The sequence below is a fragment of the Dyella sp. KRB-257 genome (genome assembly GCF_049445995.1).
Taxonomy (GTDB): domain Bacteria; phylum Pseudomonadota; class Gammaproteobacteria; order Xanthomonadales; family Rhodanobacteraceae; genus Dyella_A.
The window spans coordinates 157,453-172,100 of record NZ_JBMSDZ010000006.1 but is presented as its reverse complement, the minus strand read 5'-3'; the positions used below and the strand labels follow the sequence as shown (position 1 = coordinate 172,100).

The following is a 14,648-nucleotide window of genomic DNA, read 5'->3' as shown; positions in this document are numbered from 1 at the left end:
TGGCGCGGATGAACAACGATCCTAGCATGCAGAATCGGGCGCTCGCCGTGCATCTGCTCGACCACTACGCCGGTCGTGTCGCCCGCGCGCGACGGCCTTATCTGATAGGCCTTTCCGGCCTGCAGGGCAGCGGCAAAAGCACCCTCGCCCGTGTCATCAAGACGCAGGCCGAGTCGCGCGGCATTCCCACCGAGGTGCTGTCGCTGGACGACTTCTACTACTCGCGCGCCGAGCGCGAGATGCTGGCCAGGGAGATCCATCCGCTGCTGCGCACGCGCGGCGTGCCGGGCACGCACGAGATCGAGCTGCTGCTCTCGGTGCTGGCGGGACTGCGCAAGGCATCGGAGAAGCTGCCGGTGCCCTACCCGCGTTTCGACAAGGGACGCGACACGCGGCTGCCGCCGTCGCGCTGGCCGCGGGTCACGCACCCGCCGAAGCTGGTGATCCTGGAGGGCTGGGCGCTGGGCATCCGTCCACAGACCGCCGCGGCCCTCAACACACCGGTGAACGAGCTCGAACGCAAGGAGGATCCCGACGGCGCCTGGCGTCGCTGGGTCAACAGGCAGCTGCGCACCTACCAGCCGCTATGGCGCAAGCTCGACGCGCTGATCGTGCTGCAGGCACCGAACTGGGACGTGGTGCGCCGCTGGCGCAGCGAGCAGGAAGAAGCGCTGATCGCCCGCCACGCGCCGCTGGCGATGGACGCCAGGGCGATGGAGCGCTTTCTCGCGCACTTCGAGCGACTCAGTCGCCACGCGCTGGCCACGCTGCCCCAGCTGGCCGACAGCTGGGTGGAATACGACACCGAGCGCCGCGTCACCGGACTCAACCACGGCTGAAGCCGGCGCGCGGCCGAGCCGGGCGACGCGCGCGCGGCGACGCTCAGGCGCCCGGCTCCACCTGCACGGCGGTGCCGTAGGCGAGCACTTCGGTCACGCCTTCGGCCACCTCGTTGGCGTCGTAGCGCATGCCCACCACGGCGTTGGCGCCCATCGCCGCGGCGTGCTGCAGCATCAGCTCGAACGCCTCGCCGCGCGCCTTCTCGCACAGTTCGGTGTAGATCGTGATGTTGCCGCCGACCAGCGTCTGCAACGCCGCGCCGAGGTTGCCCACGATGCTGCGCGAACGCACGGTGATGCCGCGCACCACACCCAGCGGGCGCACGATGCGATGGCCGGGAATCTCGTTGGTGGTGCTGACCAGTTCCGCTGAAACCGCTACTGCCATGACACGCTCCTTGCTCGATGAAGACCTGCGGGGCGAACCGCCGATGATGTCGACCGTGGCGATCGATGATGCGCGACGGCCAGCACCGCGCCCATCGATCGAACCGCTCAGCCGGGGCGCTCGGTCGACTGCATCAGCGCCGCGTAGCCGTCGCGCGCGTCCGGCCACTGCGGCACCCAGCCGCTGGCGCGCAGGCGCGCGTTGCGCAGCCGCTTGCTGCCGATGCCCGCCGGTCCGGGGCCGTCGGCCGGCGGCGGGGTGCCGGCCAGCGCGGCGAGATGGTCGTACAGCACGTCGATCGGCAGCGGCATATCGTCCACGCCGAGGTAGACCGGTTGCGGATCGTCCAGCGCGAGCAGCTGCGCGATCGCCGCGGCGGCGTCCTCGACGTGGATGCGGTTGGCCCAGTGCGTCTGCGTGCGCGGCACCCGCGCCACGCCGGCGCGCAGGCGATCGATCAGTTGCAGCCGCCCCGGGCCGTAGAGGCCGGCCAGCCGCAGCGCGATGCCGGCGACCGGCTGCGCGGCGAGCCAGCGCTCGGCCTCCAGCAGCAGCACGCCGTTGAAACCGGGGGGATCGGGCGGCGTGTCCTCGTCCACCCAGCCGCCGGCGCTCTCGCCGTAGACCGCGCTGGACGACACGAACAGCACCCGCTTCAGCGACGCCGCATCCAGCGCCGCCATCACGTGGCGCAGGCCATCAACGAACACGGCGCGACAGGAAGCCTCGTCGCGCGCGCCCGGGGTGGGCAGATGCACCAGTTGGGTGATGCCCGGCGGCAGCGGCGGCAGGCGGTCAGTCTGCGTCATGTCGCCGGCCAGCCAAGTGATGCCGTCGCTGCCGTGGGTCGGCGGATGGCGGCGCAACGCGAACACCGTGTCGCCACGCGCGCGCAGCCGGCGCGCCACGCGCTGGCCCAGGTCGCCGCAGCCGGCCAGCAGCACGCGCTCGCTCATGGCGTGGCGATCCCCGTCGTCGGCGTGGTGTGCCCTGAGAGTGTGGTGTTCCACGCTAACATTCGCGCATGAATCCGTCGTGCAACCTGTTCATCGTCGGTCCCACCGGCGCCGGCAAGACCTCGATCGGCCGGCGCCTCGCCGCGCATTATGGCCTGCCGTTCGTCGATCTGGACCAAGAGATCGAGCAGCACTGCGGCGTGCCGGTGAGCACGGTGTTCGAGATCGAGGGCGAGGCCGGCTTCCGCCAGCGCGAGAGCCAGCTGCTGGACGAATGCAGCCGGTGCGCCGGCGTGCTGCTGGCCACCGGCGGCGGTGCCGTGCTCGATCCGGTGAACCGCCGCCACCTCGCCGAGCGCGGCTACGTGGTGTGGCTGCAGGCCACCATCGAGCAGCAGCTCGAACGCCTCGCGCGCGACACCAGGCGCCCGCTGCTGGCCGGCGAGGATCGCCGCGGCAAGCTCGACGCCATGCGCGAAACGCGCGCGCCGCTGTATCGCGAGATCGCCGACCTCACCGTCAGCGGCGAGCACGAGAACGTCGCTGCCGCCACCGAGCGCTGCATCGCACTGATCGACACCCACTGGAACCGCACGCAGGCCGCATGAACGCCCCCGCCACGCACACCATCGACGTCACCCTCGGCGCACGCAGCTACGCCGTGCACATCGGCAGCGGCCTGCTGGACGACCACGCGCGCTGGCGCACGGCGATCCGCGGACGCCACGTGCTGGTGATCAGCAACACCACGGTGGCGCCGCTGTATCTCGAACGCGTGACGCGGGGCCTCGACGGCCTGCAATGGGACAGCTTCCTGCTCGACGACGGCGAGGCGCACAAGACCTTCGGCAATGTCGAGCGCGCGCTGGCCGCGCTGGCCAGGCTCGGCGCCACCCGCGACGCCTGCATCATCGCGCTGGGCGGCGGCGTGGTCGGCGACCTCGCCGGCTTCACCGCGGCATGCTGGATGCGCGGCATCGACTTCATCCAGCTGCCCACCACGCTGCTGGCGATGGTCGACTCCTCGGTCGGCGGCAAGACCGGCGTGAACCTGCCGGCCGGCAAGAACCTGGTCGGTGCGTTCCACCAGCCGCGCGGCGTGTTCGCCGACATCGGCACCCTGGCCACCCTGCCCGAGCGCGAATTCCGCGCGGGGCTGGCCGAGGTGGTGAAGGGCGCGGCGATCGGCGACCGCGATTTCTTTGCCTGGCTGGAAACGCATGCCGACGCGCTGGCCGCGCGCGATCCGGCCACGGTCAGCGAGGCGATCGCACGCAAGGTCGCGTACAAGGCCGGCGTGGTCGCCCGCGACGAAACCGAACAGGGCGAGCGCGCCCTGCTCAACCTCGGCCACACCTTCGGCCACGCGCTGGAAACCGCCGGCCGCTACGCCACCCTGCTGCACGGCGAGGCGGTGGCGGTGGGCATGGTGCTGGCCGCGCAGCTCTCGCAGCAGCTCGGCATGAGCACGCTGGACGACACCCTGCGCCTGCAGCGCCTGCTCGACACCCTGGGCCTGCCCACCGACGTGCCGCCCGGCATGGACCCGCCGCAGCTGCTGGCGCTGATGCGGCTGGACAAGAAAAACACCGCCGGCACGCTGCGGCTGATCCTGTGGCGCGGCATCGGCCGCGCGGAGATCGTCGGCGGCGTGGCGGAACAGGCGGTGCTGGGCGTGCTGCAGGCGGCGGTGTAGGAGCCGCCTTTTGCAGGAGCCCGCCCTGTGGGCGACAAAGGGGGACCACCAAGCGTTCGCCGGTCGCGCACAGGGTGCGCTCCTACCGGAACCGCTTTTTTGTAGGAGCCCACCCTGTGGGCGACGAAATGGGACCACCAAGCGTTCGCCGGTCGCGCACAGGGTGCGCTCCTACACCTCGTGATGGATCGCCTCGGCCGGCATCCCGGCCGCCGCGCGTGCGTTGCGACGCGGCGCCAGCTCCACCAGGTACATCGCCGCCAGCACCAGCGCGCCGCCGGCGAGCATGCGCCAGGTCAGCGACTCGCCGCCGAAGGCGACGGCGAAGCCGGCGGCGAACACCGGCTCCAGCGTCATCACGATCGCCGCGCGCGTGGCCGGCATGTGCGCCTGCGCCCAGGTCTGCACCAGCATGGCGCCGGCGCCGGCGGCCAGCGCCATGTAGATCAGCGCGAACCACACGCCGCGGTCCGGCGGCAGCTTCGGCCCGTGCGGCAGCGTGGCCAGCAGGCACACCGCGGCGATTGCCAGCATCTGCACGGTGGACAGCGCGAACGCATCGCCCGGGCGCGACCACTGACCCAGCCCCACGATGTGCAGGCCATAGAGCAGCGCGGAGATCAGCACCAGCACCACGCCGCGATTCACGCTGAAACCCTGCAGCGACAGCAGCGCCAGGCCGCCGGTGGCCAGCAGCACCGCGATCCAGGTGACCGACGGCATGCGCTGACGCAGCAGCAGCGTGCCGAGCAGCGGGGTGAACACCACATACATGCCGGTGACGAAGCCGCTGACGCTGGCCGAGGCGTAGATCTGCCCGGTGGTCTGCAGCAACTGCGCCAGGCCGTACACCACGCCCAGCGCCAGCGCCTGCAGCCACTGCCGGCGCGGCAGGCGCAGCAGCGGACGGGCGAACATCAGCGCCATCGCCAGCGCGGCAATCACGAAGCGCACGGCGAGGAAATCCGCCACCGCCACGCGCTGCACCACGTCCCTGATCAGGAAGAAGGTGGAACCCCACACCGCCGTCACCACGACCAGCGCGACCGTGGCCAGCGCCGCGCTGCGCCTCTGAGTTGTGCTCATGTGGTGGCGCCCTGCGTCGCCGGACGCGTGGTGAAGCGCCGCCACAGCAGCCCCGGCAGCTTGAGCGCGAAATGCGCCCAGAGGCCCAGCCAGACGATCGCCGCGAGATGCGGCTTGCGCGCGTCGGGATCGAACGTGCGGAACCAGCGCCACATGCCGCGGTGCTTGTGCCAGCTGACGAACACCGGCCGGTGCCGGCTGGAGCCGCCCTTGCCGTGCAGCACGCGCACGTCGCCGGCCAGCATCACGCGATAGCCCGCATCGCGCACGCGGCGGCACAGGTCGAGGTCTTCGCAGTGCAGGAAGTAGCGCTCGTCGAAGCCGTCGAGGTAATCGAACACGCGGCGCGACACCAGCATCAGCGCGCCGGACACCGCCTCGGCCTCCACCGCGTGGTCCGGCATCGGCCCCTCGACGTGGATGCCCTCGCCGGGGCGCCTGAACAAGGTGGTGAGCGTGCGCGCCAGCAGCGGATCGCGGCGGCGCGAGGCGGGATCCGGCACGCCGTGCGGGTCGCACACCACGGCGCCGACCAGGCCGGCGCGCGGCTGTGCATCGAACGCGGCGACCAGGCGCGCCACGGTATCGGGTTTGAGCAGGCAGTCCGGGTTGAGCACCAGCAGGCGCGAGCCGCCGCAACGCCTGGCCGCGCGGTTCACCGCCGGGCCGAAGCCGAGGTTGGCGTGGTTGAAGATCACGCTGAGGCGCGGCTCATGCTCGTGCGCGCGGGCGACCGCTTCGGGCACGCCGTCGCGCGAGCCATTGTCGATCAGCAGCACCTCGCGCACGGCCGGACAGGCCAACGCACGGCGGATGCAGTCATGCAGGCCCGGGCCGCTGTCGGCCGAGACCACGATGACACTGACGTCCGGCACGCCCGCCGGGGTCGCGGGAAAGGAATCGGGGGAGTTGATCACCGCGCAAGTATGCGCGCGGGAGCGCCCATCGAAAACGGCCTGTTGATTCGGCCGTTGAATGATCGTGACGGAATGATCGTGACGACCTTGCCCTTCGACTTCGCTTCACTTCGCTCGGCCCGAACGGTCGCTCATATCGGGGCCGATCGATGGCGTGCGCGCTCGCGGTCCAGCGCATCGCGCAGCGGCAGCGGCATGCCGGCGTCGCCGCCCTGCAGCCACGGGGATTCGTCGTGCCAGCCGCACAGCCGGTGCCGGCGCAGGCGGTGCCGTTGCTTGAGCTCGCGATCCCACAGCAGCACGCCGGGCTGCGCCTCCAGCGCCAGCCAGCGCCCGCGCGGGCTCACGCACAGCCGCCCCGGCGGGGCCTCGACGCGCGAGCCGTCATCGAACACATAGCCGGCGAAGCCCGCTTCGCGCCGGTAGCGCACGCGGCCACCGCGGCCGTCGTCCAGCGCATCGTTCGCCGCCTCGTCCAGCGCGTGCCACCGCACCGGCGCCAGCTCCACGATGCCGCCGACGCGCAGCGGCGCCAGCGCCAGTTCCGGCCATTCGGCGCGGCGCGGCGACTCGGCATCCGCCTGCTCGGCCTCGCGACGGCGCGCCCGGTCCAGCCACGATTCCAGTCCGGCCAGCAGGGTGAAACCGGCGAGCGCGGCGACGGCGGCGATCGTCCACGCCAGCGCGTCGCCGCCCAGCCAGCGCTTGAGTGCCAGCACCACGCCGGGCAGGCCCCAGCGCAGCGCCAACCGCAGCGTCGAAGCGAACTGACTCAGCCGCTCGGCCCCCACCAGCAATACGGCGGCGATGCCAAGCAGCAGCGGCAGGCCCAACCACCACGGCAACAGCGCCAGCGCCACCAGCCACAGTGCGAAACCGATCTGCCGGCGCCAGCGCATGCCGCGCGCGCCTCAGCCGCCGCGCCGGGCGGCGGTCAGCCCGCCAGACGCCGGGCTCAGCCGCACCATGCCCGCGCGTTGCGGAACATCCGCATCCACGGTGAATCCTCGCCCCAGGCTTCCGGATGCCAGCTCATCTGCACGCTGCGGAACACCCGCTCGGGATGTGGCATCAGGATCGTCACGCGGCCGTCCGCGGCGGTGAAGCCGGCCAGGCCGCCGGGCGAACCGTTCGGGTTGAGCGGGTAGTTCTCGGTCGGCTTGCCGCGGTTGTCGACGAAGCGCACCGCCGCCTGCGCCCTGGACGGGCTGCACGCGCCGGGAAAGTGCACGCGGCCTTCGCCGTGCGCCACCGCCACCGGGATGCGCGAGCCGGTCATGCCCTTGAAGAACAGGCTGGGCGAATCGAGTATCTCCAGCGTCGCCACGCGCGCCTCGTACTGCTCGGACGCGTTGCGCAGGAACTTCGGCCAGTGCTGCGCGCCGGGGATGATGTTCTTGAGCTGGCTGAGCATCTGGCAGCCGTTGCACACGCCCAGCGCGAACTTCGTCCAGTCGGCGAAGAACGCTTCGAACTGCGCGCGCAGCTGCTCGTTGTAGAGGATCGAAGTGGCCCAGCCGCGGCCAGCGCCCAGCACGTCGCCGTAGGAGAAGCCGCCGCAGGCGGCGAGGCCGCGGAAGTCGGCCAGCCTGATGCGGCCGCTGGCGAGGTCGGACATGTGCACGTCTACCGCCTCGAAGCCGGCGCGGGTGAACGCCGCGGCCATCTCCACCTGGCCGTTGACGCCCTGCTCGCGCAGGATCGCCACGCGCGGGCGCGCATCCGGCGCAGCACTGGCGAGCAGCGGTCCGGCGACATCCTTGGTGATGTCGAAGGTGAGCTTGGGCGTGATGCCTGGGTCGGCGTCGTCCAGCCGCCACTCCAGCTCGGCGTCGGCACTGAGCGGGTTGTCGCGCAGCCGTTGCATGGCGTGACTGGTCTCGTTCCACGCCTTGAACAGCGTGACCCACTGCCACTTGAACATCGCCTCGTTGCCGAGAAACAGCTTGATGCCGAGCTTTTCCTTCGGCCGGCCGATGCGGTGGCTCAGGCCGGCCAGGCCGTGCCTGACCAGCAGCGCCTCGAACGCCTCGCGGTTGGCCTCGGCCACCTGCAGCACGGCGCCCAGTTCCTCGTTGAACAGCGCGCGCAGCGTGGCCTCGGCCCAGCCGTCCAGATGGATCTCCAGGCCGCAGTGGCCGGCGAAGGCCATCTCCAGCAGCGTGGTGATGACGCCACCGTCGGAGCGGTCGTGGTAGGCCAGCAGCAGGCCGGCGCGGTTGGCTTCCTGCACCAGCTCGAACAGGCCCTTGAGGCGCTTGACGTCCTCCAGATCGGGTGGCACGCCGCCGGCGCGGTTGAACACCTGGGTCAGCGCCGAACCGCCGAGGCGGTCGCGGCCGCCGCCGAGGTCGACCAGCCACAGCTCGGACGGACCGCGATCGAGCTTGAGCTGCGGAGTGAGCGTGCAGCGCACGTCGCTGACGCGGGCGAAGCCGGTGATCACCAGCGACACCGGCGCCACGGTGGACTGGCGCTGGTCGCCATCGGTCCACACCGTCTGCATCGACAGCGAGTCCTTGCCGACCGGAATGGAGATATCCAGCGCCGGGCACAGCTCCATGCCCACCGCCTTCACCGCGTCGAACAGCGCGGCGTCCTCGCCCGGGTGGTTCACCGCGGCCATCCAGTTGGCGGACAGGCGGATCTCGCCCAGGTGGTCGATCGGCGCGGCGGCCAGGTTGGTGATCGCCTCGCCCACCGCCAGCCGCGCGGCGTCGGCGCTGTTGAGCAGCGCCACCGGAGCGCGCTCGGCCATCGCCATCGCCTCGCCGGTGTAGCCGTCGAAGTCGGCGATGGTGACGGCGCAGTCGGCCACCGGCACCTGCCACGGGCCGACCATAGGATCGCGATGGTTGAGGCCGCCCACGGTGCGGTCGCCGATGGTGATGAGGAAGTTCTTCGAACCCACCGTGGGCAGGCGCAGCACGCGCAGCACGGCTTCGTCCATGCCGATGCCGGACAGATCCGGCACCAGGTCGATGCGCGGCTTGATCCGCGTGGCGTCGCGGTGCATGCGCGGGGGCTTGCCGAACAGCACGTCCATCGGCAGGTCGATGACGACTTCGCGGGATTCGGGATTCGGAATTCGGGATTCGGAGGCCGGCAGCGCGCGGGTGACCCGGAGGCGGCGCTCTTCGGTGGCCGTGCCGACCACCGCGTAGGGGCAGCGCTCGCGCGCGCAGTAGGCCTCAAACTCCGGCAGGTCCTCGGCGGCGATGCCGAACACGTAGCGCTCCTGCGACTCGTTGCTCCACACCTGCATCGGCGACAGCGAGGGATCGTCGCAGGGGATCGCCGAGAGGTCGATCTCGCCGCCCACGCCCGCGTCGTTGAGCAGCTCGGGAATCGCGTTGGACAGGCCACCGGCGCCCACGTCGTGGATGCTGACGATGGGGTTCTTGTCGCCGCGCGCCCAGCAGCTGTCGATCACCTGCTGGCAGCGCCGCTCCATCTCGGCGTTGTCGCGCTGCACCGAGGCGAAATCCAGCTCCGCGCTCGACGCACCGGAAGCGACCGACGAGGCCGCGCCGCCACCCAGCCCGATCAGCATCGCCGGGCCGCCGAGCACAATCACCTTGTGGCCGGGCTTGAGCTCGCGCTTCTGCACGTGGTCGGGCCGGATGTTGGCCAGGCCGCCGGCCAGCATGATCGGCTTGTCATAGCCGCGGCGCACGCCGGCTTCGCCGGTCTCGTGCTCGTAGCTGCGGAAATAGCCGCCCAGGCACGGCCGGCCGAATTCGTTGTTGAACGCGGCGGCACCGAGCGGGCCGTCGCGCATGATCTCGAACGCGCTGGCCATGCGCGGCGGCAGCGGACGCTCCACTTCCCACGGCTGCGGATGGTCGGGAATGCGCAGGTCCGACACCGAGAAACCGGTGAGGCCGGCCTTGGGTTTGGCGCCGCGGCCGGTGGCGCCCTCGTCGCGGATCTCGCCGCCGGCGCCGGTGGCCGCGCCGGGCCACGGCGCGATCGCGGTGGGGTGGTTGTGCGTCTCCACCTTGATCGCGTAGTCGATGCGCTCGTCGTGCGCCTGCCACACGCCGTCGGCATCGGCGAAGAAGCGCCTGCCGGCCGAACCCTCGATCACCGCCGCGTTGTCCTTGTAGGCCGACAGCGTGTGCGCGGGCGAGCGCTCGTGGGTGTGCTTGATCATGCCGAACAGCGTGGCGTCCTGCGCCTGCCCGTCCACCGTCCAGCTGGCGTTGAACACCTTGTGCCGGCAGTGCTCGGAGTTGGCCTGGGCGAACATGAACAGCTCGGCGTCGGTCGGGTCGCGGCCGAGCTCGGCGTAGCGGTCGGCCAGGTAGTCGATCTCGTCCTCGGCCAGCGCCAGGCCCAGCCGGGTGTTGGCATCCGCCAGCGCGGCGCGCGCATCGCCATCCAGCGTCACTTGCACCAGGTCGCCCGGTATGCCGGCGAGGAACAGCCCCTGCGCCTGATCCAGATCGGTGAGCACCGACTGGGTCATCGCGTCGCACAGCACGCCCATCACCGCGTCGTGGTCGGGCGCGCCCGCTTCGGGCAGGCCCACGGCCAGCCAGGCCAGACCGCGCTCGACCCTGCGCACGTCGAAGCCGGCGCCGTGCAGGATGTCGGTGGCCTTGCTCGACCACGGCGAGATCGTGCCCAGCCGCGGCACCACCCACAGGCTGGCCGGTTCCGGCGCCGCGTCCTTGGCTTCCAGCACGTCCAGCAGCCGCTGGCGTTCGACGCCTTCGGGGACCCGGTCGGCATCGAGGAAATAAACGAACCACGCCGCCTGGATGCGCGCGCCGCGATGCAGGGCATCGAGGCGGGCGTTGAGGCGGTCGAGACGGAACGGCGAAAGGGCGGTTTGCCCGTCGAAAGCGATCATGCGAGAGGGAATGGCGCTGTACGGGAAAACGGCCATTCTACCCGATGCTGCACCACGGCATCGGGCGCTCCCGCTGCCGTACCGGGCGGTCAGTTGCCGCCGAGCGGGTGCTTGCGCAGGTCATCCAGCACATCGGCGGGGGTGACGTAGCCGCCCAGCTGGCGGCCGTCGGGGGTGAAGATCGCCGGCGTGCCGTTCACCCCCAGGCGCTCACCCAGCTCATACTGCGCCTTGACCGGGTTGTCGCAGCTGAGCGGCTTGGGCGCATGGCCCTGCTTGGCGGCGGTGAAGGCGCTCTTGCGATCGGCGGCGCACCACACCGACACCATCTCGGTATAGGTCGGGGTGGGCCGGCCCGCCGTGGTGGTCACGCCCTCGCGCGGCCAGGCCAGGTATTCGACGGCGATGCCGGCCTTCAAGAAGTCGTCGATGTGCTCGTGCAGCTTGCGGCAGAAGCCGCAGTTGACGTCGGTGAACACGGTCAGCGTGGTCTTGCGATGTGCCGGCGCGTAGACGATGCGCTGCGCGGCCGGCACGGTGGCCAGCTGGGCCTTGCGGAAACTGGCCCAGGCGTCGTCGTTGAGGCTGTGCCGGCTGGCGATGTCCACCAGATCGCCGTTCAGCATGTACTTGCCGTCCGCACTCACGTAGACCATCTGACCGGAGGCGATCACCCGGTAGAAGCCGGGAATCGGTGCGGCGGCGATCGACTCGATGTGCACGCCGGGGCCGAACGAGGCGATCGCCGCGCGCACGGTCTTCTCGACCGCGGGCGTCACGGCGGTATCGGCGGCCTGTGCGGCCGTTGCGCCTGCACCCAGGCAGAACGCCAGCGCCAGCTTCTTCCACATCGTCATCGACCTCGTGCATGCGCGGCACGCACGGCACCGCAGAACGGCGGATTCTCGCACAGGCGCCTGAACCCGATCAGCGACGGCACGCGCATGACGCCGACGCGACATCGCGCCGCAACGCCGCCTCAGCCGCGCGGATGGTGCTGCGCGTGCAGCCGCTTGAGGCCTTCCTTCGCCACCAGCGTGTAAATCTGCGTGGTGCTCAGCGCGCTGTGGCCGAGCAGCATCTGCAGCGCACGCAGGTCGGCGCCGTGGTTGAGCAGGTGGGTGGCGAAGGAGTGCCTGAGCACGTGCGGCGAGATGCGCTTCGGCGCGATGCCCACCTTGATCGCGTAGCGCTTCACCAGCGTCCAGAACATCTGCCGCGTCATGCCCTCGCCGCGCTGGCTGAGAAACAGCGCCGCCGGCTGGCGACCGCGCGCCAGCAGCGGGCGCGCCGTTTTCAGGTACGCCTCGATGCGTTCCAGCGCCAGCTCGCCCACCGGCACCAGCCGATCCTTGCCGCCCTTGCCGGTGACGCGCAGCACGCCCTGGCGCAGGTTCAATCCGGCCAGCGGCAGCTCGACCAGCTCGGACACGCGCAGGCCCGAGGCGTACATCAGCTCGAGCATGGCGCGGTCGCGCAGGCCCAGCGTGGTGGTCACGTCCGGCGCGTCGAGCAAGGCCTCGATCTCGCGCTCGGCCAGCGCCTTGGGCAGGCTGCGCGGCATCTTCGGCCGCTCGATCAGGCGGGTGGGGTCGTCGAAATCCGCCGAGTTGCGGGCGAGGAATCCGTAGTAGCGACGGAACGAGGACTGCCGCCGCGCCAGCGAGCGCACCGCCACCGGGGCGGTGCCGTGATAGGCCGACAGATCCTCGCGGCGCGCGTTTTCCAGCATGCGCCCGCGCGTCGACAACCAGCGCGCGAGCCCTTCCAGATCGCGGCGATACGCCTCCAGCGTGCGGTCGGACAACCCATCCTCCGACCACACCCGCTCGATGAAGGCGGCGATGCTGCGCCCGTCCGCTTCGGAAAGCGCGTCGGCTTGGGCGATACTGGCGGGGTTTTCCTCTTTCATGCGCGCCATGCTGGGCACGGCGCGCGCGCGACGCAAGCAAAGCCATGACCGACGCCTCCACCTCCCTGCCCTGCCCGCCGTGGCGCCGCCTGCTCGCCCTGGTCTACGACCTGCTCGCGGTGGTGGCGATCGTGATGGTGGTGGGCCTGCTGTGCCAACTGGCCACCGGCGGGCGGCTGATCACCACCGGCGCGCAGACGACGATCGCCTGGTGGTACCGACCGCTGCAGTCGGCGGTCGTGTCGGCGTATTTCGTGGTGTCGTGGCTGCGCGGCGGCCAGACGCTGGGCATGCGCCCGTGGCACCTGCGGGTGACAGCGCGCGACGGCACGCGGCCCACGCTGCGGCAGGCGCTGATCCGCGTCGTCGTCGCCGGCGCACCGCTGGCGCTGCTCGCACTGGCGCCGCTGCTGGGCCTGCGCGGCGCGCTGTGGGCGGCGCTGATCGCCTGGGCGGCATGGTTCGCCGTGGCCCTGTTCGATCCGCGCCGGCGTGCGCTGCAGGACCTCGCCGCCGGCACCGAAGTGCGCCAGATCGGCTGACCCGTTCACTTGAGGGTGCTCTGATCAACCCTGCGCAGTTGCCACCGCGGCTGTCTGTGCGCAGGCCACCGGGCCGTCGCCGCGAGCGCCCTTGCGGCACCGCAACACAAGCGCGGGCGATTGGTTCTAGAATCAGGCCTTTACCGTTCCCGGCCTCCTCCATGCTTTATCAGATCCACGAGTGGCAGCGCGCCTTTCTCGGCCCGTTGAGCCACTTCGCCGATGCCAACGCCAAGATGCTCAACGACCCCGCCAGCCCATTGGCGCAGTGGCCGGGCATCGAACGCTGGGCCGCCGGCTTCGAGCTGATGCACCGCCTCGGCAAGGACTACGAGAAGCCGGAGTTCGGCATCCACCAGGCGGTGGCGCACGAGCACGAGATCGCCATCGTCGAACGCGTGGCGCTGGCCAGGCCGTTCTGCCAGCTCAAGCGCTTCAAGCGCTTCAGCGACGATCCGGACACCATCGAGACCATGAAGGCCGACCCGGTGGTGCTGGTGGTGGCGCCGCTGTCGGGGCATCACGCCACGCTGCTGCGCGACACCGTGCGCACCTTGCTGCGCGACCACAAGGTGTATATCACCGACTGGGTCGACGCGCGCATGGTGCCGGTCGACCAGGGCACGTTCGGGCTGGACGACTACGTCGGCTACGTGCAGGCGTTCATCCGCCACATCGGTGCCGATTCGCTGCACGTGATCTCGGTGTGCCAGCCGACCGTGCCGGTGCTCGCCGCGATCTCGCTGATGGCCGCGCGCGGCGAGACCACGCCGCGCAGCATGACCATGATGGGCGGCCCGATCGACCCGCGCCGCAGCCCCACCAGCGTCAACAACCTGGCCACCCGCCAGCCGCTGTCGTGGTTCAAGGGCAACGTGATCCACACCGTGCCGAGCAACTACCCGGGCGCCGGCCGCGAGGTGTATCCGGGCTTCCTGCAGCACGCCGGCTTCATCGCCATGAACCCCAGCCGCCACCTCAACTCGCACTGGGATTTCTACCAGGACCTGGTGCGCGGCGACCTCGACGACGCCGAGTCGCACCGCAAGTTCTACGACGAATACAACGCCGTGCTCGACATGCCGGCCGAGTTCTACCTCGACACCATCGCCAAGGTGTTCCAGCAGTTCCTGCTGCCGCGCGGGGTGTGGGATGTGGCGGGTGAGCGGGTCGATCCGTCGGCGATCAGGCGCACCGCCCTGCTTACCGTGGAAGGCGAACTGGACGACATCTCCGGCCTCGGCCAGACCGAGGCCGCGCACGACCTGTGCACCGGTATCCCGGCCAAGGCCCGCGCGCACCGGGTGATCGAGGGCGCCGGCCACTACGGCATCTTCAGCGGCCGCCGCTGGCGCGAGACGGTCTACCCGCAGGTGCGCGACTTCATCCGCACGTTCGATTCGCGCAAGGGTTGATACCCGGCCACCGGCGGGCGGGGAGCGCACCCCTCGATC

At 70.9% G+C, this 14,648-nt stretch carries 13 protein-coding genes; 5 read left to right on the top strand and 8 right to left on the bottom strand.

All coding sequences use genetic code 11. The features are described 5' to 3' along the window. Positions 1–26: 26 nt before the first annotated feature. Complete coding sequence (locus ACO2Q2_RS06915; protein ID WP_423255022.1) at positions 27–839, top strand: kinase; 813 nt, start codon at positions 27–29, stop codon at positions 837–839. A 43-nt stretch (positions 840–882) separates the two neighbouring features. On the opposite strand, the gene ACO2Q2_RS06910 is transcribed toward ACO2Q2_RS06915, so the two are convergent. Both ACO2Q2_RS06910 and ACO2Q2_RS06905 read right to left on the bottom strand, forming a co-directional pair. Continuing rightward, positions 883–1,227 carry a YbjQ family protein gene (locus ACO2Q2_RS06910; protein WP_423255021.1) on the bottom strand — a complete coding sequence of 115 codons (345 nt, stop codon included), beginning with the start codon at positions 1,225–1,227 and terminating at the stop codon, positions 883–885. A gap of 107 nt (positions 1,228–1,334) precedes the next feature. Continuing rightward, positions 1,335–2,183: an NAD-dependent epimerase/dehydratase family protein gene (locus tag ACO2Q2_RS06905; protein WP_423255020.1), complete on the bottom strand. Its 849-nt coding sequence runs from the start codon at positions 2,181–2,183 to the stop codon at positions 1,335–1,337. A 68-nt stretch (positions 2,184–2,251) separates the two neighbouring features. Between ACO2Q2_RS06905 and ACO2Q2_RS06900 the strand changes: the two genes are divergently transcribed. Continuing rightward, positions 2,252–2,791, top strand: coding sequence for a shikimate kinase (locus ACO2Q2_RS06900; RefSeq protein WP_423255019.1), 540 nt, complete (start codon positions 2,252–2,254; stop codon positions 2,789–2,791). Continuing rightward, entirely contained in the window at positions 2,788–3,879 is a 1,092-nt protein-coding gene (gene aroB / locus ACO2Q2_RS06895; RefSeq protein ID WP_423255018.1) for a 3-dehydroquinate synthase, read from the top strand. The genes ACO2Q2_RS06900 and aroB overlap by 4 nt, the downstream gene beginning before the upstream one ends. A 171-nt stretch (positions 3,880–4,050) precedes the next feature. Here aroB and ACO2Q2_RS06890 read toward each other — a convergent pair whose 3' ends face one another. From ACO2Q2_RS06890 to xerD, 6 genes are all read right to left on the bottom strand, one after another. Further along, a complete protein-coding gene (locus ACO2Q2_RS06890; RefSeq protein WP_423255017.1) occupies positions 4,051–4,965 on the bottom strand; it encodes a DMT family transporter in 915 nt (304 codons plus the stop codon). After that, on the bottom strand, positions 4,962–5,879 hold the full coding sequence (locus tag ACO2Q2_RS06885; protein WP_423255085.1) for a glycosyltransferase family 2 protein: 918 nt from the start codon (positions 5,877–5,879) through the stop codon (positions 4,962–4,964). Before ACO2Q2_RS06885 ends, ACO2Q2_RS06890 begins: the two co-directional genes overlap by 4 nt. A 134-nt stretch (positions 5,880–6,013) precedes the next feature. Continuing rightward, on the bottom strand, positions 6,014–6,781 hold the full coding sequence (locus tag ACO2Q2_RS06880) for a hypothetical protein (protein WP_423255016.1): 768 nt from the start codon (positions 6,779–6,781) through the stop codon (positions 6,014–6,016). Between the two features lie 56 nt (positions 6,782–6,837). Beyond that, a complete protein-coding gene (purL, locus tag ACO2Q2_RS06875) occupies positions 6,838–10,740 on the bottom strand; it encodes a phosphoribosylformylglycinamidine synthase (protein WP_423255014.1) in 3,903 nt (1,300 codons plus the stop codon). 89 nt (positions 10,741–10,829) lie between these two features. Then, the gene (locus ACO2Q2_RS06870; RefSeq protein ID WP_423255084.1) at positions 10,830–11,591 is read right to left on the bottom strand and encodes a DsbC family protein; all 762 of its coding nucleotides are present in this window, start codon (positions 11,589–11,591) and stop codon (positions 10,830–10,832) included. 128 nt (positions 11,592–11,719) lie between these two features. Continuing rightward, entirely contained in the window at positions 11,720–12,652 is a 933-nt protein-coding gene (xerD, locus tag ACO2Q2_RS06865) for a site-specific tyrosine recombinase XerD (RefSeq protein ID WP_423255013.1), read from the bottom strand. Positions 12,653–12,696: 44 nt separating this feature from the next. On the opposite strand from xerD, the gene ACO2Q2_RS06860 reads away from it, so the two are divergent. Together ACO2Q2_RS06860 and ACO2Q2_RS06855 are read left to right on the top strand one after the other, a co-directional pair. Next, positions 12,697–13,194 (top strand): RDD family protein, encoded by a 498-nt coding sequence (locus tag ACO2Q2_RS06860; RefSeq protein ID WP_423255012.1) that lies wholly within the window; start codon positions 12,697–12,699, stop codon positions 13,192–13,194. 161 nt (positions 13,195–13,355) lie between these two features. Continuing rightward, entirely contained in the window at positions 13,356–14,609 is a 1,254-nt protein-coding gene (locus tag ACO2Q2_RS06855) for a polyhydroxyalkanoate depolymerase (RefSeq protein ID WP_423255011.1), read from the top strand. The last annotated feature ends 39 nt before the right edge of the window (positions 14,610–14,648 follow it).

What these genes read in the sequence shown, in the direction of transcription:
- ACO2Q2_RS06915 (WP_423255022.1), top strand. Translation starts at nt 27, where the DNA reads ATGCAGAATCGGGCGCTCGCCGTGCATCTGCTCGACCACTACGCCGGT.
- ACO2Q2_RS06910 (WP_423255021.1), bottom strand. Translation starts at nt 1,227, where the DNA reads ATGGCAGTAGCGGTTTCAGCGGAACTGGTCAGCACCACCAACGAGATT.
- ACO2Q2_RS06905 (WP_423255020.1), bottom strand. Translation starts at nt 2,183, where the DNA reads ATGAGCGAGCGCGTGCTGCTGGCCGGCTGCGGCGACCTGGGCCAGCGC.
- ACO2Q2_RS06900 (WP_423255019.1), top strand. Translation starts at nt 2,252, where the DNA reads ATGAATCCGTCGTGCAACCTGTTCATCGTCGGTCCCACCGGCGCCGGC.
- aroB (WP_423255018.1), top strand. Translation starts at nt 2,788, where the DNA reads ATGAACGCCCCCGCCACGCACACCATCGACGTCACCCTCGGCGCACGC.
- ACO2Q2_RS06890 (WP_423255017.1), bottom strand. Translation starts at nt 4,965, where the DNA reads ATGAGCACAACTCAGAGGCGCAGCGCGGCGCTGGCCACGGTCGCGCTG.
- ACO2Q2_RS06880 (WP_423255016.1), bottom strand. Translation starts at nt 6,781, where the DNA reads ATGCGCTGGCGCCGGCAGATCGGTTTCGCACTGTGGCTGGTGGCGCTG.
- purL (WP_423255014.1), bottom strand. Translation starts at nt 10,740, where the DNA reads ATGATCGCTTTCGACGGGCAAACCGCCCTTTCGCCGTTCCGTCTCGAC.
- ACO2Q2_RS06870 (WP_423255084.1), bottom strand. Translation starts at nt 11,591, where the DNA reads ATGTGGAAGAAGCTGGCGCTGGCGTTCTGCCTGGGTGCAGGCGCAACG.
- xerD (WP_423255013.1), bottom strand. Translation starts at nt 12,652, where the DNA reads ATGAAAGAGGAAAACCCCGCCAGTATCGCCCAAGCCGACGCGCTTTCC.
- ACO2Q2_RS06860 (WP_423255012.1), top strand. Translation starts at nt 12,697, where the DNA reads ATGACCGACGCCTCCACCTCCCTGCCCTGCCCGCCGTGGCGCCGCCTG.
- ACO2Q2_RS06855 (WP_423255011.1), top strand. Translation starts at nt 13,356, where the DNA reads ATGCTTTATCAGATCCACGAGTGGCAGCGCGCCTTTCTCGGCCCGTTG.